Source organism: Pinisolibacter sp. DMC100 (assembly GCF_056313705.1).
In genome coordinates this window covers 188,757-213,004 of record NZ_JBQUZT010000001.1, presented here as the reverse complement: position 1 = coordinate 213,004, position 24,248 = coordinate 188,757, and the positions used below count along the sequence as shown (strand labels likewise).

24 protein-coding genes are annotated in these 24,248 nt (G+C 68.7%); all 24 read left to right on the top strand.

All coding sequences use genetic code 11. The annotated features are described in order from the left end of the window. Positions 1-300 precede the first annotated feature (300 nt). Entirely contained in the window at positions 301-1,386 is a 1,086-nt protein-coding gene (locus ACT541_RS01015) for a hydrogenase small subunit (RefSeq protein WP_476133580.1), read from the top strand. 41 nt (positions 1,387-1,427) lie between these two features. Beyond that, positions 1,428-3,218, top strand: coding sequence for a nickel-dependent hydrogenase large subunit (locus ACT541_RS01010; protein WP_476133579.1), 1,791 nt, complete (start codon positions 1,428-1,430; stop codon positions 3,216-3,218). Positions 3,219-3,326: 108 nt separating this feature from the next. After that, complete coding sequence (gene cybH, locus ACT541_RS01005) at positions 3,327-4,058, top strand: Ni/Fe-hydrogenase, b-type cytochrome subunit (RefSeq protein ID WP_476133577.1); 732 nt, start codon at positions 3,327-3,329, stop codon at positions 4,056-4,058. A 4-nt stretch (positions 4,059-4,062) separates the two neighbouring features. Then, positions 4,063-4,626, top strand: a complete 564-nt coding sequence (locus ACT541_RS01000) for a HyaD/HybD family hydrogenase maturation endopeptidase (RefSeq protein ID WP_476133575.1) — start codon at positions 4,063-4,065, stop codon at positions 4,624-4,626. A 22-nt stretch (positions 4,627-4,648) separates the two neighbouring features. Continuing rightward, positions 4,649-4,975, top strand: a complete 327-nt coding sequence (locus ACT541_RS00995) for a HypC/HybG/HupF family hydrogenase formation chaperone (protein WP_476133573.1) — start codon at positions 4,649-4,651, stop codon at positions 4,973-4,975. A gap of 238 nt (positions 4,976-5,213) precedes the next feature. Continuing rightward, on the top strand, positions 5,214-5,669 hold the full coding sequence (locus ACT541_RS00990) for a thioredoxin domain-containing protein (RefSeq protein ID WP_476133571.1): 456 nt from the start codon (positions 5,214-5,216) through the stop codon (positions 5,667-5,669). Further along, on the top strand, positions 5,666-6,544 hold the full coding sequence (locus ACT541_RS00985; protein ID WP_476133569.1) for a hydrogenase expression/formation protein: 879 nt from the start codon (positions 5,666-5,668) through the stop codon (positions 6,542-6,544). Before ACT541_RS00990 ends, ACT541_RS00985 begins: the two co-directional genes overlap by 4 nt. Continuing rightward, the gene (locus ACT541_RS00980) at positions 6,541-6,756 is read left to right on the top strand and encodes a rubredoxin (RefSeq protein WP_476133567.1); all 216 of its coding nucleotides are present in this window, start codon (positions 6,541-6,543) and stop codon (positions 6,754-6,756) included. The genes ACT541_RS00985 and ACT541_RS00980 overlap by 4 nt, the downstream gene beginning before the upstream one ends. 4 nt (positions 6,757-6,760) lie before the next feature. After that, complete coding sequence (gene hybE / locus ACT541_RS00975; protein ID WP_476133565.1) at positions 6,761-7,315, top strand: [NiFe]-hydrogenase assembly chaperone HybE; 555 nt, start codon at positions 6,761-6,763, stop codon at positions 7,313-7,315. A 2-nt stretch (positions 7,316-7,317) separates the two neighbouring features. Next, positions 7,318-8,442 (top strand): hypothetical protein, encoded by a 1,125-nt coding sequence (locus tag ACT541_RS00970; RefSeq protein WP_476133564.1) that lies wholly within the window; start codon positions 7,318-7,320, stop codon positions 8,440-8,442. Further along, positions 8,435-8,776: a hydrogenase maturation nickel metallochaperone HypA gene (hypA, locus tag ACT541_RS00965; protein ID WP_476133562.1), complete on the top strand. Its 342-nt coding sequence runs from the start codon at positions 8,435-8,437 to the stop codon at positions 8,774-8,776. Before ACT541_RS00970 ends, hypA begins: the two co-directional genes overlap by 8 nt. Then, positions 8,776-9,837, top strand: a complete 1,062-nt coding sequence (hypB, locus tag ACT541_RS00960; protein ID WP_476133560.1) for a hydrogenase nickel incorporation protein HypB — start codon at positions 8,776-8,778, stop codon at positions 9,835-9,837. Before hypA ends, hypB begins: the two co-directional genes overlap by 1 nt. Positions 9,838-9,847: 10 nt before the next feature. Further along, positions 9,848-12,178 carry a carbamoyltransferase HypF gene (gene hypF / locus ACT541_RS00955; protein ID WP_476133558.1) on the top strand — a complete coding sequence of 777 codons (2,331 nt, stop codon included), beginning with the start codon at positions 9,848-9,850 and terminating at the stop codon, positions 12,176-12,178. Between the two features lie 13 nt (positions 12,179-12,191). Next, the gene (locus ACT541_RS00950; protein WP_476133556.1) at positions 12,192-12,428 is read left to right on the top strand and encodes a HypC/HybG/HupF family hydrogenase formation chaperone; all 237 of its coding nucleotides are present in this window, start codon (positions 12,192-12,194) and stop codon (positions 12,426-12,428) included. Beyond that, positions 12,425-13,576 carry a hydrogenase formation protein HypD gene (hypD, locus tag ACT541_RS00945; RefSeq protein ID WP_476133554.1) on the top strand — a complete coding sequence of 384 codons (1,152 nt, stop codon included), beginning with the start codon at positions 12,425-12,427 and terminating at the stop codon, positions 13,574-13,576. The genes ACT541_RS00950 and hypD overlap by 4 nt, the downstream gene beginning before the upstream one ends. A 35-nt stretch (positions 13,577-13,611) precedes the next feature. Then, positions 13,612-14,640, top strand: a complete 1,029-nt coding sequence (gene hypE / locus ACT541_RS00940) for a hydrogenase expression/formation protein HypE (RefSeq protein ID WP_476135995.1) — start codon at positions 13,612-13,614, stop codon at positions 14,638-14,640. Between the two features lie 44 nt (positions 14,641-14,684). Beyond that, positions 14,685-16,151, top strand: a complete 1,467-nt coding sequence (locus ACT541_RS00935; protein ID WP_476133553.1) for a sigma-54-dependent transcriptional regulator — start codon at positions 14,685-14,687, stop codon at positions 16,149-16,151. After that, entirely contained in the window at positions 16,132-17,523 is a 1,392-nt protein-coding gene (locus tag ACT541_RS00930; RefSeq protein WP_476133552.1) for a sensor histidine kinase, read from the top strand. Before ACT541_RS00935 ends, ACT541_RS00930 begins: the two co-directional genes overlap by 20 nt. Before the next feature lie 442 nt (positions 17,524-17,965). After that, positions 17,966-19,570: a phytoene desaturase family protein gene (locus ACT541_RS00925; RefSeq protein ID WP_476133551.1), complete on the top strand. Its 1,605-nt coding sequence runs from the start codon at positions 17,966-17,968 to the stop codon at positions 19,568-19,570. A gap of 159 nt (positions 19,571-19,729) precedes the next feature. Continuing rightward, positions 19,730-20,578 (top strand): ABC transporter substrate-binding protein, encoded by an 849-nt coding sequence (locus tag ACT541_RS00920; protein ID WP_476133549.1) that lies wholly within the window; start codon positions 19,730-19,732, stop codon positions 20,576-20,578. A 141-nt stretch (positions 20,579-20,719) separates the two neighbouring features. Then, positions 20,720-21,850 (top strand): amino acid ABC transporter permease, encoded by a 1,131-nt coding sequence (locus ACT541_RS00915; protein ID WP_476133548.1) that lies wholly within the window; start codon positions 20,720-20,722, stop codon positions 21,848-21,850. A gap of 18 nt (positions 21,851-21,868) precedes the next feature. Next, entirely contained in the window at positions 21,869-22,615 is a 747-nt protein-coding gene (locus ACT541_RS00910) for an amino acid ABC transporter ATP-binding protein (protein ID WP_476133546.1), read from the top strand. After that, positions 22,612-23,262, top strand: a complete 651-nt coding sequence (locus ACT541_RS00905; protein WP_476133544.1) for a class II aldolase/adducin family protein — start codon at positions 22,612-22,614, stop codon at positions 23,260-23,262. Before ACT541_RS00910 ends, ACT541_RS00905 begins: the two co-directional genes overlap by 4 nt. Positions 23,263-23,453: 191 nt before the next feature. Beyond that, positions 23,454-24,200, top strand: coding sequence for a L,D-transpeptidase (locus ACT541_RS00900; protein ID WP_476133542.1), 747 nt, complete (start codon positions 23,454-23,456; stop codon positions 24,198-24,200). Positions 24,201-24,248: the final 48 nt, after the last annotated feature.

Sequence of the window (24,248 nt, the reverse complement as noted above, 5' to 3'; positions counted from 1 at the left end):
CGCCGGATCGTGGCACGGCAGGTGGTGTCCATTCGGTTTCCGCCTTCGGACACCATCCTTCCGGACGAGCGTCGAAACGGCGGCGCGGTCGAGTCGTGACCTGCGACAGGAGCGACCTCGGAATGGCGGGAATCCGGAGGTTTCCGTAAGACGATCGGTCGCGGGTCCGACGCGGGGGCAATTGGCCTACGATTTGCTCTCAGAGATGCATCGCTACGAAACGTCCGTCGTGGCCGATGCGAGCGCCCCTCGGGACGCGCGGATCGGGATACGGCGAGACCGTCCTGGGGGATACGCGCGATGGGTGCAGTCAACGAAACGTTCTACGAAGTGATCCGGCGTCAGGGGATCACGCGGCGCAGCTTCACGAAATTCTGTTCGCTCACCGCGGCGAGCCTCGGGCTCGGCTCGACGGCGGCGTCCGAGATGGCCCATGCGCTGGAGACCAAGCCGCGCATCCCGGTCATCTGGATGCACGGCCTCGAATGCACCTGCTGCTCGGAGAGCTTCATCCGCTCGGCGCATCCGCTGGTGAAGGACGTGGTCCTCTCCATGATCTCGCTCGACTACGACGACACGATCATGGCGGCGGCCGGCCATCAGGCCGAGGCGATCCTCCAGGAGACGCGCGAGAAGTACAAGGGTCAGTACATCCTCGCCGTCGAGGGTAACCCGCCGCTCAACGAAGACGGCATGTTCTGCATCGACGGCGGCCGTCCCTTCGTCGAGAAGCTGAAGGAAATGGCCGAGGACGCCATGGCGGTCATCGCCTGGGGCGCCTGCGCCTCGTGGGGCTGCGTCCAGGCGGCGAAGCCGAACCCGACCCAGGCGACGCCGATCGACAAGGTCATCAAGAACAAGCCGATCATCAAGGTTCCGGGCTGCCCGCCGATCGCCGAGGTGATGACGGGCGTCGTCACCTACGTGACGACCTTCGGGCGCCTGCCCGAGCTCGACCGCCAGGGTCGGCCGAAGATGTTCTATTCGCAGCGCATCCACGACAAGTGCTACCGCCGGCCCCATTTCGACGCCGGCCAGTTCGTCGAGGAGTGGGACGACGAGGGCGCGAAGAAGGGCTACTGCCTCTACAAGATGGGCTGCAAGGGTCCGACGACCTACAACGCCTGCTCGACCGTGCGCTGGAACGCCGGCGTCTCCTTCCCGATCCAGTCGGGCCACGGCTGCATCGGCTGTTCGGAGGAGAATTTCTGGGACAAGGGCTCGTTCTACGATCGCCTCACCGGCATCAACGCCTTCGGCATCGAGGCCAACGCCGACAAGGTCGGCGGCACGGTCGCCGGCGTCGTCACGGCCGGCGTGGTCGCTCATGCCGCGATCACCGCGGTGAAGCGCGTCGCCTCCAAGAAGCCCGAGCAGGTCGGCTGACGGCCGCCCCGAACCAGAACATTTGAAGAGGACGCGCCGTCATGGGCATCCAGACTCCGAACGGTTTCAATCTCGACAACTCCGGCAAGCGCATCGTCGTCGATCCGGTGACCCGCATCGAGGGTCACATGCGCGTCGAAGTGAACGTCGACGAGAACAACGTCATCCGCAACGCGGTGTCGACCGGCACCATGTGGCGTGGCATCGAAGTGATCCTGCGCGGCCGTGATCCGCGTGACGCCTGGGCCTTCACCGAGCGCATCTGCGGTGTGTGCACCGGCACCCACGCGCTGACCTCGGTGCGCGCGGTCGAGAACGCGCTCGACATCAAGATCCCGGAGAACGCCAACTCGATCCGCAACATCATGCAGCTGGCGCTGCAGGTGCACGACCATCTGGTGCACTTCTACCATCTGCATGCGCTCGACTGGGTCGACGTGGTCTCGGCACTCTCCGCCGACCCGAAGGCGACGTCGCAGCTCGCCCAGTCGATCTCCAACTGGCCGCTGTCGTCGCCGGGCTACTTCAAGGACCTGCAGGGTCGCCTGAAGAAGTTCGTCGAATCGGGACAGCTCGGCCCGTTCAAGAACGGCTACTGGGGCCACAAGGCCTACAAGCTGCCGCCGGAAGCCAACCTCATGGCGGTCGCCCACTATCTGGAAGCACTCGACTTCCAGAAGGAGATCGTCAAGATCCACACGATCTACGGCGGCAAGAACCCGCATCCGAACTGGCTGGTCGGCGGCGTGCCCTGCGCCATCAACGTCGACGGCGTCGGTTCGGTCGGCGCCATCAACATGGAACGGCTCAACCTGGTCTCCTCGATCATCGACCAGTGCATCGCCTTCACCGAGCAGGTCTACCTGCCGGATCTGCAGGCGATCGGCTCGTTCTACAAGGACTGGCTCTACGGCGGCGGTCTGTCCGGCAAGTCGGTGATGTCCTACGGCGACATTCCCGAGCACGCCAACGACTATTCGGCGGCCTCGTTGAAGCTGCCGCGCGGCGTGATCCTGAACGGCAATCTGAAGGAGGTCTATCCGATCGACCTCGCCGATCCCAATCAGGTCCAGGAGTTCGTCACCCATTCCTGGTACAAGTATCCGGACGAGACCAAGGGTCTGCATCCGTGGGACGGCGTCACCGAGCCGAACTACGTGCTGGGTCCGAAGACCAAGGGCACCAAGACCAACATCCAGGCGCTCGACGAAGAGGGCAAGTACTCCTGGATCAAGTCGCCGCGCTGGAAGGGCAATGCCGTCGAGGTGGGCCCGCTCGCCCGCTACATCATCGGCTACGCCCAGAACAAGGCGGAGTTCAAGGAGCCGGTCGACAAGCTGCTCAAGGACCTCGGCGTGCCGGTGACGGCGCTGTTCTCGACGCTCGGCCGCACGGCGGCGCGCGCGCTCGAGTGCCAGTGGGCGGCGCATCAGATGCGCTACTTCCAGGACAAGCTGGTCGCCACCATCAAGGCCGGCGATAGTTCGACCGCCAACACCGAGAAGTGGAAGCCGGAGTCCTGGCCGAAGGAGGTCAAGGGTGTCGGCTTCACCGAGGCGCCGCGCGGCGCGCTCGGCCACTGGGTGAAGATCAAGGACGGCAAGATCGACAACTATCAGGCCGTCGTGCCGACCACCTGGAACGGCTCCCCGCGCGATCCCAAGGGCGGCATCGGCGCCTTCGAGGCGGCGCTCATGGACACGCCGCTGGCGGATCCGGAGAAGCCGCTCGAGATCCTGCGCACCCTCCATTCCTTCGACCCGTGCCTGGCGTGCTCGACGCACGTCATGTCCGAGGACGGTCAGGACATGGCGACGGTCACGGTGCGCTGACCGGACAGGCGGGACGGCGGTTCGCCGCCGTCCCCTCCCTCAGGTTCGAGTACGATCACCGCATGGTCGACCCCGGTCGGCGCGGCGGGTGATCGTCGGGAGGATCCCATGACGACGCAGATCGCCGAAATTCAGGGCGCCTACGACGCCTCCGGCAAGGAAAAGGCGCGCGCGCTCCAGACCATCTACGTCTACGAGGCGCCGGTGCGCCTGTGGCACTGGGTCAATGCCCTCTGCATCCTGGTGCTGTGCATCTCCGGCTACTTCATCGGTTCGCCGCTTCCCTCGGTTCCGGGCGAGGCTTCGAACAACTTCCTGATGGGCTATATCCGTTTCGCGCATTTCGCGGCCGGACAGACGCTCATCGTCTTCTTCCTGTTCCGCCTCTACTGGGCCTTCGTGGGCAATGCCTATTCACGCCAGCTCTTCATTCTGCCGGTGTGGAACAAGACCTGGCTCTGGGGTGTGCTCTACGAGGCCAAGTGGTACGCCTTCCTGGTCAGGGACCCGAAGAAGTACATCGGCCACAACCCGCTGGCGCACATCGCCATGTTCACCTTCATGCTGTTCCTCGTCTTCATGATGATCAGCGGTATGGCGCTCTATTCCGAGGGCGCCGGGCAGGCGAGCTGGCAGTACAAGCTGTTCGGCTGGGTCTTCTCGATCTTCCCGAACAGCCAGGACATCCACACCTGGCATCACCTCGGCATGTGGGCGATCGTGACCTTCGTGGTCGTGCACGTCTACGCCGCGGTGCGCGAGGACATCCTCAGCCGTCAGTCGATGATCTCGTCGATGGTGTCGGGCGAACGTCTGTTCCGCGACGATCTGAAGGACTGAGACGATGGGACAAGCGACCTCGCGCACGCTGGTGCTCGGCATCGGCAACATCCTGTGGGCGGACGAGGGCTTCGGGGTCAGGGCGGTGGAGGAATTCCACCGCCGCTACCGCGTTCCCGACGACGTCACCGTCCTCGACGGCGGCACGCAGGGGCTCTACCTCGTCAACTTCCTGCAGGAGCACGATCGCCTGCTGGTGTTCGACGCGATCGACTACGGGCTGGAACCCGGCACGCTGAAGATCGTCCGTGACGACGAGGTGCCGAAGTTCACCGGCGCCAAGAAGATGTCGCTTCACCAGACGGGCTTCCAGGAGGTATTGTCGGCGGCGGATCTGCTCGGGGCCTATCCCCGGGAGCTCGCGCTGATCGGCTGCCAGCCGCTCGATCTCGAGGACTGGGGCGGACCGCTCACCGGGCCGGCGCGCGATGCGCTGGAGCCGGCGCTCGCCGCCGCGGTGGCGCTGCTCGCCGAGTGGGGCATCGCGGTGGAGAGGCGGGCGGACACGGCCGAGCCGCTGCTCGCCAACGACATCGACTTCGCCGCCTACGAGCGGCGGGTCGGCTGAGACTGCGAAGGGACGAGCAATCATGTGCCTCGGGATTCCGATGGTCGTCGTCGAAGGCGACGACGTCACCGCACTCGTCGCCCGCGGCGACGAGCAGCGGCGCGTCTCGATGCTGCTGATCGGCGAACAGCCGGTCGGCACGCGGGTGCTCGTCCACATCGACAGCGCGGTGCGCGTGCTCGACGAGGCCGAGGCGACGATGATCGACAATGCGCTGCGCGGCCTCGCCGCGGCGCTCGACGGCGAGAGCTTCGACCATCTCTTCGCCGATCTTGTCGGGCGCGAACCGCAGTTGCCCGACTTCCTGCGCGAAGACGGCGGCGAGGACGTCCCCGCCGCGACGGCCTGACCGGGCCTTCGCGCAACCCGCGCAACGGCGCGCGGGATACGCGGTCCGATCAATTGATTTCCATCGATGGAAAGTGCACGGTCGTATCCGGAAGCGGCGCTCGGGGTGTCCCGACGGTCGTGACCGGAAAACGGCGGTCGTTTGCTTGTCATCGGGTGGACGGAAAGTTGGCATACGGCTTGCTGAACCAGAGGGATGCGGGCCACAGACAAACGCGAAGCCCGCACCGGGAGGACGAATGACACATCCCCTCGTCGCCGCATTGGCCGATCGCTACGGCCTGCCGGTGGTCGATCCCTCGTCGATCGACGCTTTTCTCGCGCCCGCGGAGGGGGAACCCCCGCATGCGCTGCTGTTCTTTCCCGGCGATCCGGCGACGCGGGCGGAGACGCTCGATGTGGCCGTGGTGATGCCGGAGGTGCTGGCCGCCTTCCAGCGTCGCCTGCGCGGTGCCGTCGTGGCGGCCGGCGCGGAGGCGACGCTGTCGTCGCGTTTCCACGTCGCGGTGCTGCCGTCGCTGGTGGTGACGCGCGGCGCCGAGACGATCGCGGTTCTGCCGAAGATCCGCGACTGGTCCGAATACATGGAGAAGATCGAGGCGGCGCTGGCGGCGGACGCCCCGGCGCTGATCAAGGACGAGAAGCCGCGGGTGGCCTTCACCACATCGCAGGCCGCGAGGGGAGACGAAGCATGAAGGCTGGATTCTGGGTCGCGCCGGACGGCGCCGACGAAGGCGTGTCGATGGTGCCGATCGGCATCGACGACAAGGCTTCGGGTTTCGCCGGTCGCTCGGGCCTGACCGGCACCGGCACCATCTCCTTCCTCGCCACCTCGAGCGCCGAGGAACTGATCGCGCGCTGTCCGCGGGTGGCGAGCCTGCTGCCGGAGATGGTCGCGGCGCTGGAGACGCAGGAGGTCGGTCAGCCGAGCCGGCTGTTCGATCTCGACGGCTGGGGTGCCGACGATCTCGAGCTGCTCGGCCAGGTGCTGGGCGAGGGCGAGGTCTCGGCCACCGTGGCGCTGCCCGACGGCGTCGTCGCGCAGGTGCAGGAATCGGTGATGGCCGGCCTGTGGCGGGTGCGCTTCACCGACGCCTCGGGCGCCCGCGTCGCCGACTACGTCGAGGTCGCCTCGGTGCCGGCGGCGGTCGAGCGCGCGGCGTCGATGACGACGGTGCTCGAGGATCTGCCGCCGCCGCCCGAGGGCGCGATGAACGTGATGTCGCTCCTGACCGAGATCCGCGACCGCGCGCTGGCGCATCGTCCCGGCGCGCCGTCGCACACCGTCACCTTCTCGCTGTTCCCGATGTCGGAAGCCGACATGAGCCATCTCCAGGACACGCTGGGGCCGGGGCCGGTGCAGATGCTGTCGCGCGGCTACGGCACCTGCCGGATCGTCGCGACCGGCACGCGGAACGTCTGGTCGGTGCAGTTCTTCAACGCCATGGACACGATCGTGCTCGACACGCTGGAGATCGGCGACGTGCCGGTGACGGCGCGCGCGGCGGTCGAGGACTTTCGCGATTCGGCCGAGCGCTTGAAAGACATCCGCGAGGCCTATTTCCAATGAGTGGCTTCGAGAACTTCGGCGTGAAGCAGGACGTGACGGCGGAAACGAAGATGGAGTGCGGCATCTGCTGGCACGTCTACGATCCGGCGGAAGGCGACGACGCCTGGCAGGTGCCGCCCGGCACGTCCTTCGCCGATCTGCCGGAGGAGTGGACCTGCCCGAACTGCAGTGCGCCGCGCTCGAAGTTCATGATTCTCGGATCGGGAGGCTGATGCCGTGACCGAGACCGCGCCGTCGACCCTCGTCTCGCCGATGCCGCAGGCCCTGCCTGCGGACGATGCGGCGGCGTCGGTCGTGGCGGCGCGGCTCGAAGCGGCGTTCCGCGTGGTGGCGGACGGACCGATGCGCGACGTGCCGCTGGTCAATCCGGTGCTGACGGTCGAGGCGATCGGCTTTCGCCCCTGGGGCGCGCGCATCGTCGGGGTGATGGCGACGCCGTGGTTCATGAACCTCGTCGTCACCGCGCCGCCCGACGGACCCGAGCTCGAGCCGGCCTCGCCCGGCTCGACCGTGGTCCATGCCTTCCCCGGCGGCGACTTTCCCTGCGTGGTCGGGGCGGTCGACGGGTTCGGCCGGCTCGACAGCGCCTCGTTCTTCTCGCCGATGTTCGAATTCGACGACCCGGCGGTCGTCCGCGCCGTCGCCGAGGCGGCGATCGAGGAAGTCTTCCGGGCGCCCGAGCCCGAACCCGAACCGCAGCCCGAGACGCGGGCGCCGGCGGCGATCGATCGCCGTGCGCTGCTCTTCGGTCGGCGCGGGGGGGAGGGCTAGGCATGGCCGCCGTCGCACCCCTTTCGGCCGGCGCGATCCGGCTCGAGATCGCGGTCGATCCCGAGACGCGGGCGGCGCGGCGCGTCACCGTGCGTTCGACCCGGCCGACCGGCTTTTCGGGGCGTCTGCTCGCCGGACGCTCGGCCGGCGAGGTGCCGGCGCTGCTGGCGCGGATGCATGCGCTGTGTGGCCGCTCCCACTGGGTGGCGGCGGAAACCGCGATCGTCGCGGCGATGGGGCGCGACGTCGAACCGATCGTCGCCGAACGGATGCAGGGTCTCGCCGCCGAGCGGCTGGGTGAGCATCTCAGGGCCATGGTGACCGGCTCGGGCGTCGGCGGTGTCGACGCGACGGACCGCGAGACGCTCGCCGACGTGCGGGCGGTGCTCGCCGGCGTCCACGCCCTGCTCGGCACCGCGGTCGGCGGTCCCGTGACCGAAGCGACGGGGGCGATCGACCGCATCCGCGGCGCCCTCCTGCGGCTCGGTCCGACGATCGATCGGCGCGGGCGGTTGGCGGTCGCCTCCGGCTCGTGGGCGGCGCGGGCGCTCGAGACGATCGCGGCGGCGACCGACGACCGATTCGGCCGCTGCGATGCGCTTCGTCCGACCGACGACGAGGCGGTGGTCGCCGGGCTGATGCGCGATGCGGAGGGCTTCTCGACTCTGCCGCGTCTCGCCGGGCGCAAGCCGGAGGCGGGGCCGGGCGCGCGGGCGGCGACGTCGCGGACGCTCGCCGACGGGCGCTTCCGCCTGGCGGCTCGCCTCGCCGAGATCGCGGAAGCGGCGGAACTGCTCGACGCGCCGCAGGACGATCGTCTGCGCATCGGCGCCGACTGGATCACCGGGCGGCAGGTCGGCCCACGCACCGGTCATGCCGCGGTCGAGAGCCCGCGCGGCCGGCTGCACCATCTGGCGCGGGTCGACGAGGACGGGCGCGTCGTCTCCTGGGCGATCGTCGCGCCGACCGAATGGAACTTTCACCCCGAGGGGCCGCTCGCGGCGACGCTCGCCGCCAACGTCTTTCCCGCGGGTCCCGAAGGGCTCACGCGGGCGGAGCGGATCGGGGCGCTGTTCGACCCCTGCGTCGGCTGGGACGCGGCGATCGAGGAGACGCTCGATGCATGAAATGTCGCTCATGGAGAGCGTGATCGAGATCGTCGAGGAAGAGGCGCGCCGCGCCGGGGCGACATCGGTCAAGGTGGTCAAGCTCGCGATCGGCGAACTGTCTCACGTCGAACCGGACGCCATGCGCTTCTGCTTCGAGGCGGTGACCGGCGGCACGATCGCGGCGGGCGCCGTGCTCGAGATCGAACGCGTGCCCGGCGAGGGCTGGTGCATGGACTGCGGCAAGACGGTGCCGTTGTCGGAGCGCTTCGGGGCCTGCCCCGAATGCGGCAATCACAGGGTTCAGATGACCGGCGGCGACGATCTGCGCGTCGCGGAGTTGGAGGTTGAGTGATGTGCACGGTCTGCGGTTGCGGCACGGCGACGGTCGAAGGCAAGCCGGTGGGCGAACACCACCATCACGACCACGATCACGGGCATTCCCACGATCACGATCACGATCACGATCACGATCACGACCATGGCCACGATCATGATCACGTCCACGACGCCGATCATGCCCATGCGCACGATCACGGCCATGCCCACGTCCATTCGCACGACCACGATCACGGCGGCCACTCCCATGCCCACGAGCATGAGCACGGCCACGGTCACTCCCATGCCCACGGCCACGATCACGGGCACACCCACGATCACGACCATGACCATGACCACGTGACGAAGTCGGGCGACGATCTGCACTACGGCGGCGGTCTCGCCGGGGTCCACGTGCCGGGGATCTCGCAGGACCGGCTGGTGCGGATCGAGCGCGACATCCTCTCCAAGAACGACCGGCTCGCCCGCGACAACCGCCGGGCGCTGGCCGAGAAGGGGGCCTTCGCTCTGAACTTCGTCTCTTCGCCCGGATCGGGCAAGACGACGCTGCTGTGCAAGGTCATCGGCGATCTGAAGGGCCGTTACCCGATCTCGGTGATCGAGGGCGATCAGCAGACCTCCAACGACGCGGATCGGATTCGTGCCACCGGCGTCAAGGCGATCCAGGTCAACACCGGCAAGGGCTGCCACCTCGACGCCTCGATGGTCGGCCGGGCGCTCGGCGATCTCGATCTGCCGGAGAACGCGCTGCTCTTCATCGAGAACGTCGGCAATCTCGTCTGCCCGGCCGCCTTCGACCTCGGCGAGGCGCACAAGGTGGCGGTTCTGTCGGTGACGGAAGGCGAGGACAAGCCGCTCAAGTACCCGGACATGTTCGCCGCCGCCGACCTGATGCTGCTCAACAAGTCGGACCTGCTGCCGCATCTCGACTTCGACGTCACGGCCTGCATCGCCGCGGCGAAGCAGGTGAATCCGCGGCTCGAGGTGCTGACGGTGTCGGCGCGCACCGGCGAGGGGCTCGATGCCTTCTACGCCTGGGTCGACAAGCGCGCCGGCTTCGCGCGCCGTCCGGCCTGAGGAGGGACCCATGTCGCTCGATCCGCTCTTCGCACGCCAGGGACAGGACGAGGTCGCATCCGCGATCGATCGTCTGCGCCTGCGCGTCCGGGGCGCGGTTCAGGGCGTCGGCATGCGGCCCTTCGTCTATGGGCTCGCGATGCGCTTCGGGCTTTCGGGCTACGTCCTCAACGACGGCGACGGCGTGCTGATCGAGGTCGAGGGCGAGGGGCTCGACGGCTTCCGCGCCGCGCTCGAAGCCGAGCGCCCGCCGCTCGCCCGCTTCGACGCGATCGAGACGGTGCCGCTCGCGCCGCGCGGCGAGACCGGGTTCCGCATCGTCGAGAGCATCGCCGGCAAGGTCAGGACGCGGGTGCCGGCCGATGCCGCGACCTGTTCGGCCTGTCTCGACGATCTCTTCGATCCCGAGAGCCGCTATCACCTCTATCCCTTCGTCAACTGCACCCATTGCGGGCCGCGGCTGACGATCACGGCGCGGCTGCCCTACGACCGGGCGCAGACGTCGATGGCGTCCTTCCCGATGTGCGGCTCCTGCGCCGCCGCCTATCGCGATCCGATCGATCGACGCTTCCATGCCGAACCGGTCGCCTGTCCCGCCTGCGGACCGCGGCTGACCCATTCGGTCGAGACGATCGTCGCGGCGATCCGCGCCGGCGAGATCGTGGCGCTGAAGGGCCTCGGCGGGTTCCATCTCCTCTGCGATGCGCGCAACGAGGCGGCGGTGGCGGAGCTTCGCCGGCGCAAGCAGCGCGATGCCAAGCCCTTCGCGGTGATGGCGGCGAACCTCGCCTCGCTCGACGGGCTGGTCGTGGCGAGCGAGACGGAGCGGGCGCTCCTCGCCTCGCCGGCGGCGCCGATCGTGGTGATGGACGCGGTTGCGGGTGTGGTGGCGCCGTCGATCGCGCCCCATCTCTCCCGCCTCGGCGTGATGCTGGCGGCGACGCCGCTGCATCACCTGCTCTTCTGGGAAGCGGCCGGACGGCCGTCGTGCAAGGCGGTGCGCGAGGGGGCGAACGACTTCGTCATCGTCGCGACCTCGGCCAATCCCGGCGGCGAGCCGCTGGTGATCGACGACGCGGATGCGCGGCGCCGGCTCGGCGGCATCGCCGATCTGATCGTCGGCCACGATCGCGGCATCGTCATCCGTGCCGACGACAGCGTCATGCAGGTGGTGGCCGGGCGGCCGAGCTTCATTCGCCGGGCGCGCGGCTTCGTACCGGAGCCGATCGACCTCGGCGCCGACGGGCCGTCGGTGCTGGCGACCGGCGCCCATCTCAAGGCGACGGTCTGCGTGACGCGCGGGCGCGAGGCCTTCGTCTCGCAGCACGTCGGCGATCTCGACACCGCCGAGACGGTCAAGTTCTACCGCGAGACGGCGGCCCATCTGATGGCGCTGCTCGACGTCGAGCCGGAGCTGGTGGTCTGCGACCTCCACCCCGACTATCGCTCGTCGCGCTTCGCCGCCGAGTTCGCGGTGCCCTGCCTGCCGGTGCAGCACCACGCCGCCCATGTCGCGGCGGTGGCGGCGGAACACGGGATCGGCGGGCCGATCTTCGGTCTGGCGCTCGACGGCATCGGCCACGGCGACGACGGTGCCGCCTGGGGCGGCGAGGCGATCCGCATCGAGGGCGCGGGCTTCGCCCGGCTCGGCCGGCTGGCGCCGATCGCTCTGCCGGGCGGCGACCGCGCGGCGCGCGAGCCCTGGCGCATGGCGCTGGCGGCGGCCCATCTCGCCGGCGACCTCGAGGCGGCGAAGAAGCGCTTCACTGCCGATCTCGAGGCGGCAAACCATCCCCGCATGCCGGCCGCGATGGTCGGGCCGCTGGCCGATCGCCTCGCCTCGGGTCGCGAGGCGACGACGACCTCGCTCGGCCGGCTCTTCGATGCCGCCGCCGGTCTTCTCGGGCTCAGGCTCGTGCAGGACCACGAGGGACAGGCGGCGATGGAGCTCGAGGCGCTGGTGCGCGCACCCGTTCGCGGCTCCGGCCTCTACCGGATCGACGACGGCGTGCTCGACTTCCGACCGCTGCTGGCCGAGCTCTGCCGGCCGGGGCTCGACGCCCGCGCCGGTGCCGAGCTCTTCCACGGGGCCGTTGTCGACAGTCTCCTCGCCCTCGTCGCGGCGCTCGCCGTGCCGGGCGAGCGGGTCGCGCTCGGCGGCGGCTGCCTGATGAACCGCGTGCTCGCGACCGGCCTCGACGAGGGCCTCGTCGCGCGCGGCTTCCGTCCGCTCTTTGCCGAGAAGGTCCCGCCGGGCGACGGCGGCCTCTCGCTGGGTCAGGCCGCGCTCGGCCGTGCCCATCTCATCACCCCGATCCAAGACGACAAGACGATCCCCTGAAGGAGCCGACACCATGTGTCTCGCCATCCCCGCTCTCGTGAGTGAACTGCTTCCCGACGACATGGCGCGCGTCAATCTCGACGGCGTCACCAAGGAAATCTCGGTCGCGATGGTCGAGGGCGTGGCGCCCGGCGACTACGTGATCGTCCATGTCGGCTACGCGCTCGCCAAGATCGACGCGGAAGAGGCGGCCGAGACGCTGCGTCTTCTCGCCGAGGCCGGCGCCTTGGCGAAGGGGGCGGTGCAATGAAATACGTCGACGAATATCGCGACGGCAAACTCGCCCGCGCGGTCGCCGCGACCATCGCGGCCGAGGCCGATCCGGCCCGCTCCTACGCCTTCATGGAGTTCTGTGGCGGCCACACCCATGCGATCTCGCGCTACGGGCTCGAGGATCTGCTGCCGAAGAACGTCAGGATGATCCATGGGCCCGGTTGCCCGGTCTGCGTGCTGCCGATCGGCCGGATCGACGAGGCGATCGAGCTCGCCAAGAATCCGGAGGTGACGCTCCTCACCTACGCCGACCTGATGCGCGTGCCGGGTTCCAAGGGCACCTCGCTGATCAAGGCGAAGGCATCGGGCAGCGACATCCGCATGGTCTATTCGACCCTCGACGCGGTGCGCATCGCCGAGGAGAACCCGAACCGGCAGGTCGTCTTCTTCGCCATCGGCTTCGAGACGACGACGCCGCCGACGGCCATGGCGGTGAAGCTCGCCAAGAAGAAGGGGCTGACGAACCTCACCTGCTTCGTCAACCACGTGCTGACGCCCTCGGCGATCCGCGCCATCCTCGACGCGCCGGAGATCGACGGTCATTCGCCGGTGAAGATCCAGGGCTTCCTCGGACCGTCCCACGTCTCGGCGGTGATCGGCCTCGAGCCCTACGACACGTTCGTCGAGGAGTACGGCCAGCGCATCGTCGTCTCCGGCTTCGAGCCGCTCGACGTGATGCAGTCGATCCTGATGCTGGTGCGTCAGATGAACGAGGGTCGCTCCGAGGTCGAGAACCAGTACATCCGCGCCGTCACCCGCGAGGGCAACCGCGCGGCGCAGGCGCTGGTCGGGGAGGTCTTCGATCTGCGCGACGCCTTCGAATGGCGCGGTCTCGGCTCGATCCCGGACTCGGCGCTGAAGCTGCGCGACGAATGGGCGGAGTTCGATGCCGAGAAGCGTTTCGCGGTGAAGCGCATCGAGGCCTCGGACAATCCGGCCTGCGAATGCGGCACCATCCTGATCGGCGCCAAGGAGCCGGCCGACTGCAAGCTCTTCGGCACGGTCTGCACGCCCGAGACGCCGATGGGCTCCTGCATGGTGTCGTCGGAAGGCGCCTGCGCGGCGCACTGGACCTATGGCCGCTTCCGGGTGAAGGCGAAGCAGGCTGAAAGGAAAGCCTCGTGAACCAGCTCTCCAATCCCCGCGTGCGTCATCGCAAGATGGATCTCAAGAACGGTCGCGTCGACCTCTCGCACGGTTCGGGCGGCCGGGCCATGGCGCAGCTGATCTCCGAGATCTTCCACGAGGCCTTCTCCAATCCGCTGCTCGACCAGGGCAACGATCAGGCGACCTTCCCGGCGCCGGCCGGTCCCGGCGAGAAGATGGTGATGACCACCGACGGCTACGTCGTGTCGCCGCTGTTCTTCCCCGGTGGCAACATCGGTTCGCTGGCGGTCCACGGCACGATCAACGACGTCGCCATGGGCGGCGCGCGGCCGGTGGCGCTGTCGGCCTCCTTCATCATCGAAGAGGGCTTCCCGCTGGCGGATCTGAAGCGGATCGCCGACACGATGGGCGAGGCGGCACGCGAGGCGGGTGTGCCGATCGTCACCGGCGACACCAAGGTGGTCGAGCGCGGCAAGGCCGACGGCGTCTTCATCTCCACCGCCGGCATCGGCGTGGTGGCGGCGGGCGTCGAACTGTCGGGCGACCGGGCGCGGCCGGGCGACAAGGTGATCGTCTCCGGATCGATCGGCGACCACGGCGTCGCCATCATGTCGAGCCGCGAGAACCTGACCTTTGACACCGCGATCGTCTCGGATTCGGCCGCCCTCCACGGGCTGGTCGCGGCGATGATCGAGGCGGGGGCGCCGCATCTGCGCCTGCTGCGCGATCCGACGCGCGGCGGGCTCGCGGCCACCCTCAACGAGATCGCCCACCAGTCGCGGGTCGGCGTCCGCATCGAGGAAGACGACGTGCCGGTGAAGCCGGAGGTCCATGCGGCCTGCGAATTCCTCGGTCTCGATCCGCTCAACGTCGCCAACGAGGGCAAGCTGATCGCCGTCGTGGCGCCGGAGGGTGCCGAGGCGGTGCTGGCGGCGATGCGCGCGCACCCTCTGGGGGCGGAAGCGGCGATCGTCGGCGAGGTGATCGCGGACGACCAGTTCTTCGTGCAGATGACGACGTCGTTCGGCGGCGGTCGCATCGTCGACTGGCTGTCGGGCGAGCAGTTGCCGCGCATCTGCTGATGCCGATCGAGGGGAACGATCGTGAGCCAATCGGGGGAACAGTGATGCCGGGCAATGCCACGGTGCTCGTCATCGACGACGAGATCCGCAGCCTCGAGGCGATCCGCCGCGTGCTGGCGGAGGAGTTCGAGGTCATCTCCGTGCGTGGGGCGGCGGAGGCCGAGGACGTGCTGGCCGGCGAGATGGTGCAGGTCATCCTGTGCGATCAACGCATGCCGGGCGAGAACGGCGTCGACTTCCTAAAACGGGTCCGCGACCAGTGGCCCGACCCGATCCGCATGATCATCTCCGGCTACACGGACTCGGAGGACATCATCGCCGGCGTCAACGAGGCGGGGATCTATCACTACATCACCAAGCCCTGGCACCCGGATCGGCTGATCGACACGGTGCGCGAGGCCTCGCGGCTCTATTGGGCGCAGCGCGAGGCCGGCGGGGCCGGGGCGGTGGAGGTGGAGGCGAAGCCCTCGCCGAAGCGGCTGACCTCGGTGGTCGGCGACATGCGGCGGGCGCAGCGGCGGCTCGGCGACTTCGACAAGATCGTCCACGAGCCGGCGAGCCCGGTGGCCCATGCCATCGCGCTGGCCAAGCGGGCGACCGACTACGACATCTCGGTGCTGATCACCGGCGCCTCGGGCACCGGCAAGGAGCTTCTCGCGCGGGCGATCCACAACGGGTCGGGCCGGGCCGATCAACCCTTCGTCGTCGAGAACTGCGGCGCGTTGCCGGACGATCTGCTCGAGAGCGAACTCTTCGGCTGCAAGAAGGGCGCCTTCACCGGCGCCTATCAGGACCGCATCGGTCTGTTCGAAGTGGCCGACGGCGGCACGATCTTCCTCGACGAGATCGGCGAGACCTCGCCGGCCTTCCAGGTGAAGCTGCTGCGCGTGCTGCAGGAGGGCGAGATCCGTCCACTCGGCGCGCAGCGGCCGCGGAAGGTCGACGTCCGCGTCATCGCCGCGACCAACCGCAACCTGATGAACGAGGTCGACGCCGGGCGCTTCCGCCGCGACCTGTTCTATCGGCTGGCGGCCTTCCCGATCCATCTGCCGTCGCTCGCCGAACGCGCCATGGACGTGCCGGCGATCGCGGCGCGGATCCTCGGCGACGTCAATCGCGCCTTTAAGCGCGACGTGCCGGGCTTCACCGGTGAGACGCTGGCGGCGATGACGCGTTACGAGTGGCCGGGCAACGTCCGTGAACTCGCCAACGAGATCCAGCGCATGGTGGCGCTGTCGGATCGCGACGGGGCGCTCGGCATCGATCTCCTGTCGCCGCGCATCGCCCATGCCGGCCGGCCGATGCGAGTGGTCGACGCTTCCGGTCCGCGGCCGCAGCTCAAGGAGCGGGTCGAGTCGCTGGAGCGCGAGGTGATCGCCGAGGCGCTCGACCGGCTGAACGGCAACATCTCGCGGGTGGCCGCCGAACTCGGATTGTCGCGCGTCGGTCTTCGGGCGAAGATCCACCGCTACGATCTGAGACGAGACCTCGATGACGACGAGCGAGACTGATCTGCGGCCGCGGCCGGCGAACCTGATGGCCCATGTCTTCGACGAAGGCGGGGCCGGGCTCGACGGCGCCGGTGAGGAGATGTGGATCGACGTCATCGCGAAGATGGACGCGGTCTACTCCGACCTGCTGCGCTACGAGGCGGATCTCGAGACCAAGAATGCCGAGCTGGAAGCGGCCGAGGGCTTCATCTCCTCGGTGATCGCCTCGGTCTCCGACATTCTCGTGGTGGTCGACGAGCGCGGCGCGGTGGTGAAGGCCAATCCCGCCTTCTCGCGCATCATCGCCCGGCCGCTCGAGGCGGTGCTCGGCGAGCGGCTCGGCGATCTCGTCGTCGAGGGCGACCGGGCCAAGGCGCGCAACGCGCTGCTGTCGGGCGTCGAGGGCGAGGTGCGCGAGCTCGAGCTGTCGTTCCTGACCGCCGAGGGCGCCTCCGACCTGATGGCGATGAACGTCTCGGCCCGTTTCGACCACAACGGTCACCGGGTCGGCGCGGTCTTGACCGGGCGGCCGATCGGCGAGCTGCGGCGCGCCTACGAGGCGCTGCACAAGGCGCACATGGAGCTGCAGAAGGCGCAGCGCAAGCTGATCGAGCAGGAGAAGATGGCGAGCCTCGGCCGCCTCGTCGCCGGCGTCGCCCACGAGCTCAACAACCCGATCTCCTTCGTCTACGGCAACATCCACACGCTCGAGCGCTATCGCAAGAGCCTGGAACGCTACATCGGCGCCCTGGAAGAAGAGGCGCCGCGGGCCGCGGTCGATCGGCTGAAGCGCGAGAGCCGGGTCGGCGCCATCCTCGCCGACCTCGCGCCGTTGATCGAAGGGACGCTCGAGGGCGCCATGCGCATCTCCGAGATCGTCAAGAACCTTCGCCGGCTTTCCTTCTCGCGCGCCAGCGAGAATGCGACCGTCGACCTCGCCAAGCTGATCGGCACGGCGGCGCAATGGGCGATGCGGGCGAAGAACGTTCCGGCCAAGCTCGAGACCGATCTCGAACCCGGCCTGACGGTCGAGGGCGAGGAGGGCAAGATCCACCAGGTGCTGGTCAATCTGGTCGACAACGCACTCGACGCGGTCAAGGCGGTCGCCGAGCCGCACGTGGCGATCGCGATGCATGCCCAGGGCGACGACGTGGTGATCGAGGTCGCCGACAACGGCGCCGGCATCGCCGACGGGGTCGCCGACAAGATCTTCGAACCCTTCTTCACCACCAAGGTGGTGGGCGAGGGGACGGGTCTGGGGCTCTGGATCTCCTATGCCATCGCCCGCGAGCACGGCGGCTCGCTGTCGGCGGCGAACGGGCCGGTCAGGGGGGCGGTCTTCCAACTGCGCCTGCCGCGCCACCAGCCGGGCAGCCGCCGCGCGGGCGGGTGAGGGGCGGTCGGTCGGCTCTCGAACATCCCCGAACGTCGATGGTTCTCATGGCGCCGCCTCCGCTTCACCCTCCCTTCAGGGGAGGGTGCCGAGCGCAGCGAGGCGGGTGGGGTTCGGCGGTTCGGCATCTCGGGCGCAGCCGGGCTCGTTCCGACTTCGGCGACTCCCATGACCTCACTGCAACTCCCGTCACCCCACCCTCGACCCCTCCCCTGATGGGAGGGGGGAGCGCCGCGCATCGTGGCGCGACCCTTCGTCCCACGGCGCCGCGTTGCAAACGGCGGCGGCACCTCGTCCGTCCGCGGTGTGTCGAGTGCCTCGTTTCGGCCCTGCCTCGAGATCGGGCAGCGTCTCCGCAAAATCCCGCTTGACGACGAAAGTTCTTTGACGACCGTATCACACGGATTTCGGCGGGGGCCGAGGGCGCGAGAGGGCGGGAAGCATGCACGACGTCATCGTGATCGGAGCGGGCCACAACGGGCTGACGACGGCGGGCTATCTGGCGGCCGGCGGGTTGAAGGTGTTGGTGCTCGAGCGACGCGACGTCGTCGGCGGCTGTGCCGTCACCGAGGAGTTCCATCCCGGCTTCCGCAACTCCGCCGCCGCCTACACGGTGTCGCTGCTCAATCCGAAGGTGATCCGCGATCTCGAGCTGGCGAAGCACGGGCTCGAGGTCGTCGAGCGGCGGATGTCGAACTTCCTGCCGCTGCCCGACGGGCGGGCGCTGGAGATCGGCCCCGGCCGGACCAAGGCGTCGGTCGCCACCTTCTCGGCACGCGACGCCGAACGGCTCGATGCCTACGGCGACCGGCTGGAGCGGATGGCCGACGTGCTGCGCGATCTGGTGCTCGAGACCCCGCCCAACGTCACGACGGGGCGCGGGCTGATCGAGACGCTCGGGCAGATGCTCGCGGCCGGCAAGGTCGGCAACCGCTTCCGCCGGCTGGATCTTTCCGGCCAGCGCGACCTGCTGGAGATCTTCACCCGTTCGGCCGGCGACTTCCTCGACCAGTGGTTCGAGAGCGATCCGATCAAGGCGATCTACGGCTTCGACGGCATCGTCGGCAACTATGCCAGCCCCTATGCCGCCGGCTCGGCCTATGTGCTGCTGCACCACTGCTTCGGCGAGGTGAACGGCAAGCGCGGCGTCTGGGGCCACGCGATCGGCGGCATGGGTGCGATCACCCGGGCCATGGCGTCGTCGGCGCGGTCGCGCGGCGTCGAGATCCGGACGGAAGCCGGCGTCGCCGAGATCCTGGTCGAGAACGGCCGCGCCGTCGGCGTCGTGACGGAGGCGGGCGAGACCATCCGCGCCCGCGCGGTGGTCTCCAACCTCCACCCGAAGCTCACCTTCGAGAAGCTGCTCGACCCGGCGACGCTGCCGGACGACTTCCGCGACCGCATCGCCTCGTGGAAGTCGGGCTCGGGCACCTTCCGCATGAATGTCGCGCTCTCCGAGCTGCCGAGCTTCACCTGCCGGCCGGGGCGCGAGGTCGCCGACCACCACACCGCCGGCATCGTGATCGCGCCGTCGCTGAAATACATGGAGGACGCCTTCTTCGACGCCCGCCGCCACGGCTGGTCGAAGGCGCCGATCGTCGAGATGCTGATCCCCTCGACGCTCGATTCCTCGCTGGCGCCACAGGGTGCCCACGTCGCCTCGCTGTTCTGCCAGCAGGTGGCGCCGACGCTGCCGGACGGCCGGTCGTGGGACGAGGCGCGCGAGGAGGTCGCCGATCTGATGATCGCCACGGTCGATGCCCATGCGCCGGGCTTCGCGGCCTCGGTCGTCGGCCGGCAGATCCATTCGCCGCTCGATCTCGAACGCAAGTTCGGCCTCGTCGGCGGCGACATCTTCCACGGCGCCCTCGGGCTCGACCAGATGTTCTCGGCGCGGCCGGTGATGGGACACGCCGATTATCGTGCGCCGGTCGCCGGTCTCTACATGTGCGGCTCGGGCACCCACCCGGGCGGCGGCGTGACGGGCGCGCCGGGGCACAACGCCGCGCGCGAGATTTTGGCAGATGCGAAGCGTCGCCGCCTCTGAGCGGGCGGGATGCGGCGGTGTCGAGGAAAATCCATCCCCGAAACAACCTTCCGATCGCTGTTTTTTCCGGTTCCATCCGGCGATTTCGGCGTTAACATGCGGCCAAGGACCGGCACCCCGTCGGCCCTCCGCGCCTTTCGCCACAAGAGGCAGATCCCCATGATTTCCAAGTCGAAAGTCCGTCTCGGAATTGCTCTCGTCGCCTTCGGTGCCTTCGTCGGTACCGCCGCGGCCGCCGACAAGATCGGCAACTGCGAACTGACCGGCAAGAAGGGCGAGTTCTCGATCACGCCGGCCATTCCGGGCCAGCTGACCTATGAGACCAACCTTCCGGCGCCGGGCTGGAACAACGGCGACACGCCGGAAGCCATCAAGGACGGTTACGAGTATTGCCTCGCCGCCAACATCGCGTGGCGCGTCGGCCTCGACAAGGTGGTGCTGAAGAACGTCGACTTCGACGCGCTCGTCGCCGGCAACACCAAGGACTTCGACATCGCCCTGTCGCAGATCTCGATCACCGACAAGCGCAAGGAAGTGGTGCAGTTCTCGGTTCCCTACTTCGACAGTGACGTCGGCGTCCTGGCCAAGAAGAGCAAGAAGATCGAGAGCGGCGACATGAAGGGCCTGCGCATCGGCGTCCAGGCCGGCACCACCGGCACCGACTTCGTCAAGGAGACGCTGAAGCCGAAGACCGAAGCCAAGGTGTTCCCGGACACCCCGGCGATGTTCACCGCGCTGATGGCCAACCAGATCGACGTCGCCATGACCGACACGGCGATCGTGCTCGGCCAGGCCGCCGAATCCAAGGGCAAGATGGTCGTCGTCGGCCAGTACTCGACCGGCGAGAAGTACGGCGCGCTCTTCCCGAAGGGTTCGGCCAACGCCGCGACCCTCGACAAGGCGCTGCAGGCTCTGATCGCCGACGGCACCACCAAGAAGCTGGCCGCGAAGTATCTCGCCGCCACGTGGGGTGCGGATCCGACCAAGATCCCGTATTTCAAGCCCTGATGTTCCGAGCCGATCTCGGCTGAAGCGGACGGCGGCGGGGAAACCCGCCGCCGGTCGTACGACCGGATCCCCTCTTCCGATCCTCGCGCCCGGCGCCGCCGGGCGTGCGGTCACTCGGTCCCGACACGAGCGAGACACAGCATGGACGACCTTCCCGACGCATCGCAGCCGCCGCGAATCCGGGCGCCGCGCGCCACCCGCAAGTGGACGCCGGCGCCGCCGAAATCGGCAAAGGGGATTGCGCTTCTGGCGATACTCGTCGTCGTCGGTCTGATCGCCGCCGGCCTCGCCACCGCCGGCGCGGTGCGCGACGGGCTCGCCTCGATCGGTGTGGAGTCGGACTGGGCGACCGCCGGGCTCTTCGCGGTGGTGGCCGGTTTCCTCGTCGTCTTCGTGCCGGCGCTGCAGGGCTTCTTCGGGGCGGTCAAGGCCGACCGTCTGGCGGCGACCGACGTCGCCGAGGCGCGGGCCGAGACGGCGGCGGCGCGGGAACATTCCTGGGTCGCCATCGGCTATGCGGCGGCGGCGGCGATCGTGCTGTTCTTCGGCCTCTTCCTGGTGGCCAACGAGGTCGCGGTCGGACGCACCTTCTTCGATCTGTCGCTGATCTTCGAGACCTTCCACCTCGTCGGCGCCGCCTTCTGGATCAATGTCGAGATCTTCGTGATCGCCGAGATCCTGGTGCTGATCTGGGGTCTGCTGATCGCGGTGGCGCGGCTGGCGCCGGGCCGGGCGGGGGCGCCGGTGCGCCTGATCGCCACGGCCTATGTCGATCTCTTCCGCGGCCTGCCGGCGATCATCGCGATCTATCTGGTCGGCTTCGGCCTGCCGCTGACCGACCTGCCGATCCTGCGCGACATGTCGCCGACGATGTTCGCGATCCTGGCGCTGACGCTGACCTACGGCGCCTATGTCTCCGAGGTCTATCGCTCGGGCATCGAGAGCGTGCACTGGTCGCAGACCGCGGCGGCGCGTTCGCTCGGCTTCTCGCACACCCAGACGCTGCGCTTCGTCGTCGTGCCGCAGGCGGTGCGCCGGATCATTCCGCCGCTGCTCAACGACTTCATCTCGCTGCAGAAGGACACGGCGCTGGTCAGCGTCATCGGCACCGTCGACGCCTTCAACCAGGCCAAGATCATCGCTTCGAACCACTTCAATCTGTCGTCGGTGACGACGGTGGCGGTGCTCTTCGTGCTCATCACCATTCCGCAGGCCCGCCTCGTCGACAAGCTGATCGAGCGCGACCAGAAGCGCATGCGCGCCGGCAGCTGAGGACGGACGGAGAAACTCATGGCACTCGTCGAGATCCGCGACGTCCGCAAGTCCTACGGCGGGGTGGTCCCCGTTCTCAACGGCATCACGCTCGACATCGAGGAGCATCAGGTGGTCTGCCTGATCGGCCCCTCGGGTTGCGGCAAGTCCACGCTCCTGCGCTGCATCAACGGGCTCGAGACGATCGATTCCGGTGAGATCCGGCTGCACGGCGACCGCGTCTCCGGCCCCGGCGTCGATGTCGACGCGCTGCGCCGCGACGTCGGCATCGTCTTCCAGTCGTTCAACCTCTTCCCGCACATGAGCGTCCTCGACAACATCACCGCGGCGCCGGTGAAGGTGCTGGGGCAGAGCCGCGCGGAGGCGAAGGAACGGGCGATGGAGCTCCTCGCCCGCATCCGCCTCGACCACAAGGCGAACGAGTTCCCCGATCGGCTGTCGGGCGGCCAGCAGCAGCGCGTGGCGATCGTGCGCGCGCTCGCCATGGACCCGATCGTCATGCTGCTCGACGAGATCACCTCGGCGCTCGATCCCGAACTCGTCGCCGAAGTGCTCGACATCGTCCGCGACCTGCGCGACGAGGGCATGACCATGGTGCTCGCCACCCACGAGATGGGCTTCGCCAAGGAAGTGGCCTCCAAGGTCTGCTTCCTCTACGGCGGCGTCGTCCACGAGGAGGGACCGCCGAGCCAGATCTTCTCCGACCCGAAGGACGAGCGCACCCGCGCCTTCCTGCAGCGGATCATCGAGGCGGGACGACTGTGAACGAGACCGAGCGCGCGGCGCGCGAGACGGTGGTCGCGGCGATGCGCGAGCTCGGGACCTCCGGGCTCAATCGCGGCACCTCGGGCAACGTGTCGCTGCGCTTCGGCGACGCCATGCTGATCACGCCCTCGGCGGTGCCGCCGGCGGAGCTGACGGCCGATCTCGTCGCGAAGATGGATCTCTCCGACGAGGCCGGCGGATGGGAGGGGCCGCGGCCGCCGTCGTCGGAATGGCGCTTCCACCGCGACATCCTCAGGGCACGACCGGAAGCGAACGCGGTGGTCCACACCCATTCGCCCTACGCCACCGTGCTCGCCATCGGACGGCGGCCGATCCCGGCGGTCCACTACATGATCGCCGGTTTCGGCGGTCCGACCATTCCCTGCTCGGACTACGCCACCTTCGGCACGCCGGAGCTCTCGGCGGCGGCGCTCGCCGCGCTCGAGGGGCGCAACGGCTGCCTCCTCGCCAATCACGGCTCGATCACCGTGGCGCCGACCATGGCGCGGGCGCTGTGGCTGGCGGTCGAGCTCGAGACGCTCGCCTTCCAGTACCATCAGGCGCTGCTCCTCGGCGATCCGGTGATCCTCACCGACGACGAGATCGCGGCGGCGGCCGAGAAGTTCTCGACCTACGGACGCCGCTAGGCGATCTGCGGTCGCGAGGGAACGATCGGCTCGCCGGAGCGTTCATCCCGGAGCGATGCGGCGCGGCATTTCGGCCACAGGCCGCCGCTTCGTGATCGAGAGGGGCGGCAGACCTTTCCTCGCCCCATCTCTGCCCCACTATCTCCATGCGGGGTGGTGATGGTCGGGGGTGTCCGCAGTCGAGGTGATTCATGTTCGAAGACATTTTCCGCGATGACCGACGCGGCGCGGCCAAGACCTGGTCGCGGCGCGCCCTGATCGCCGGCCTGCCGTTGGCGCTGGCCGGCTGTGCCGCATCGGCGCGCGTCGAGCGCTGGGATTTCGAGAGCGACGGTTACGAGACGCGCGTGCGTCGCCGCGCCAGCGAGATCGGCACCGGCGGCCACATTCCATCGCAGTATCTCACCATGTACGGCGAGATCGACGACGGCCGTTTCATCGTCGATCCGCTCGATTTCTCCGAGGTCGATCCGGCCTATCTGCGCGCGCTGGTGCGCTGGCGCGGGCCGGAACAACCCGGCACGATCGTGATCGATCCGGGCGAGCGCTATCTCTATCTGGTGCGCGACGACGGCGACGCCATCCGCTACGGCGTCGGCGTCGGCCGCGAGGGCTTCGCCTGGTCGGGGCGGGCGACGATCCGGCGCAAGGCGGAATGGCCGACCTGGACGCCGCCGCGCGAAATGACGCTGCGCGACGAGGAAGCCGCCAAATGGGCCTCCGGCATGCCCGGCGGGCCGGAGAACCCGCTCGGCGCCCGCGCGCTCTACCTGTTCCAGGGCGATCGCGACACGCTCTATCGCATCCACGGCAACAACGATCCGTCGAGCATCGGCAAGGCCGTGTCGTCGGGCTGCATCCGCCTGCTCAATCACGACGTGATCGATCTCCACCGCCGGGTTCCGATCGGTACACCGGTCGTGGTGCGTCCCGCCTGAGGCACGAAGGGCGCCCGACCGGGATGATCCGGGGCGCCCTTCGGACCG

Excerpts from the sequence above, each read along its gene's own strand:
- ACT541_RS00995 (WP_476133573.1), top strand. The coding sequence starts at position 4,649 with ATGTGCCTCGGGATTCCGATGGTCGTCGTCGAAGGCGACGACGTCACC.
- ACT541_RS00950 (WP_476133556.1), top strand. The coding sequence starts at position 12,192 with ATGTGTCTCGCCATCCCCGCTCTCGTGAGTGAACTGCTTCCCGACGAC.
- ACT541_RS00970 (WP_476133564.1), top strand. The coding sequence starts at position 7,318 with ATGGCCGCCGTCGCACCCCTTTCGGCCGGCGCGATCCGGCTCGAGATC.
- ACT541_RS00900 (WP_476133542.1), top strand. The coding sequence starts at position 23,454 with ATGTTCGAAGACATTTTCCGCGATGACCGACGCGGCGCGGCCAAGACC.
- ACT541_RS00990 (WP_476133571.1), top strand. The coding sequence starts at position 5,214 with ATGACACATCCCCTCGTCGCCGCATTGGCCGATCGCTACGGCCTGCCG.
- hypA (WP_476133562.1), top strand. The coding sequence starts at position 8,435 with ATGCATGAAATGTCGCTCATGGAGAGCGTGATCGAGATCGTCGAGGAA.
- hypD (WP_476133554.1), top strand. The coding sequence starts at position 12,425 with ATGAAATACGTCGACGAATATCGCGACGGCAAACTCGCCCGCGCGGTC.
- ACT541_RS00920 (WP_476133549.1), top strand. The coding sequence starts at position 19,730 with ATGATTTCCAAGTCGAAAGTCCGTCTCGGAATTGCTCTCGTCGCCTTC.
- ACT541_RS00985 (WP_476133569.1), top strand. The coding sequence starts at position 5,666 with ATGAAGGCTGGATTCTGGGTCGCGCCGGACGGCGCCGACGAAGGCGTG.
- cybH (WP_476133577.1), top strand. The coding sequence starts at position 3,327 with ATGACGACGCAGATCGCCGAAATTCAGGGCGCCTACGACGCCTCCGGC.
- ACT541_RS00930 (WP_476133552.1), top strand. The coding sequence starts at position 16,132 with ATGACGACGAGCGAGACTGATCTGCGGCCGCGGCCGGCGAACCTGATG.
- ACT541_RS00925 (WP_476133551.1), top strand. The coding sequence starts at position 17,966 with ATGCACGACGTCATCGTGATCGGAGCGGGCCACAACGGGCTGACGACG.
- hypF (WP_476133558.1), top strand. The coding sequence starts at position 9,848 with ATGTCGCTCGATCCGCTCTTCGCACGCCAGGGACAGGACGAGGTCGCA.
- ACT541_RS01015 (WP_476133580.1), top strand. The coding sequence starts at position 301 with ATGGGTGCAGTCAACGAAACGTTCTACGAAGTGATCCGGCGTCAGGGG.
- hypB (WP_476133560.1), top strand. The coding sequence starts at position 8,776 with ATGTGCACGGTCTGCGGTTGCGGCACGGCGACGGTCGAAGGCAAGCCG.
- ACT541_RS01010 (WP_476133579.1), top strand. The coding sequence starts at position 1,428 with ATGGGCATCCAGACTCCGAACGGTTTCAATCTCGACAACTCCGGCAAG.
- hypE (WP_476135995.1), top strand. The coding sequence starts at position 13,612 with ATGGATCTCAAGAACGGTCGCGTCGACCTCTCGCACGGTTCGGGCGGC.
- ACT541_RS00935 (WP_476133553.1), top strand. The coding sequence starts at position 14,685 with ATGCCGGGCAATGCCACGGTGCTCGTCATCGACGACGAGATCCGCAGC.
- ACT541_RS00980 (WP_476133567.1), top strand. The coding sequence starts at position 6,541 with ATGAGTGGCTTCGAGAACTTCGGCGTGAAGCAGGACGTGACGGCGGAA.
- ACT541_RS00915 (WP_476133548.1), top strand. The coding sequence starts at position 20,720 with ATGGACGACCTTCCCGACGCATCGCAGCCGCCGCGAATCCGGGCGCCG.
- ACT541_RS01000 (WP_476133575.1), top strand. The coding sequence starts at position 4,063 with ATGGGACAAGCGACCTCGCGCACGCTGGTGCTCGGCATCGGCAACATC.
- ACT541_RS00910 (WP_476133546.1), top strand. The coding sequence starts at position 21,869 with ATGGCACTCGTCGAGATCCGCGACGTCCGCAAGTCCTACGGCGGGGTG.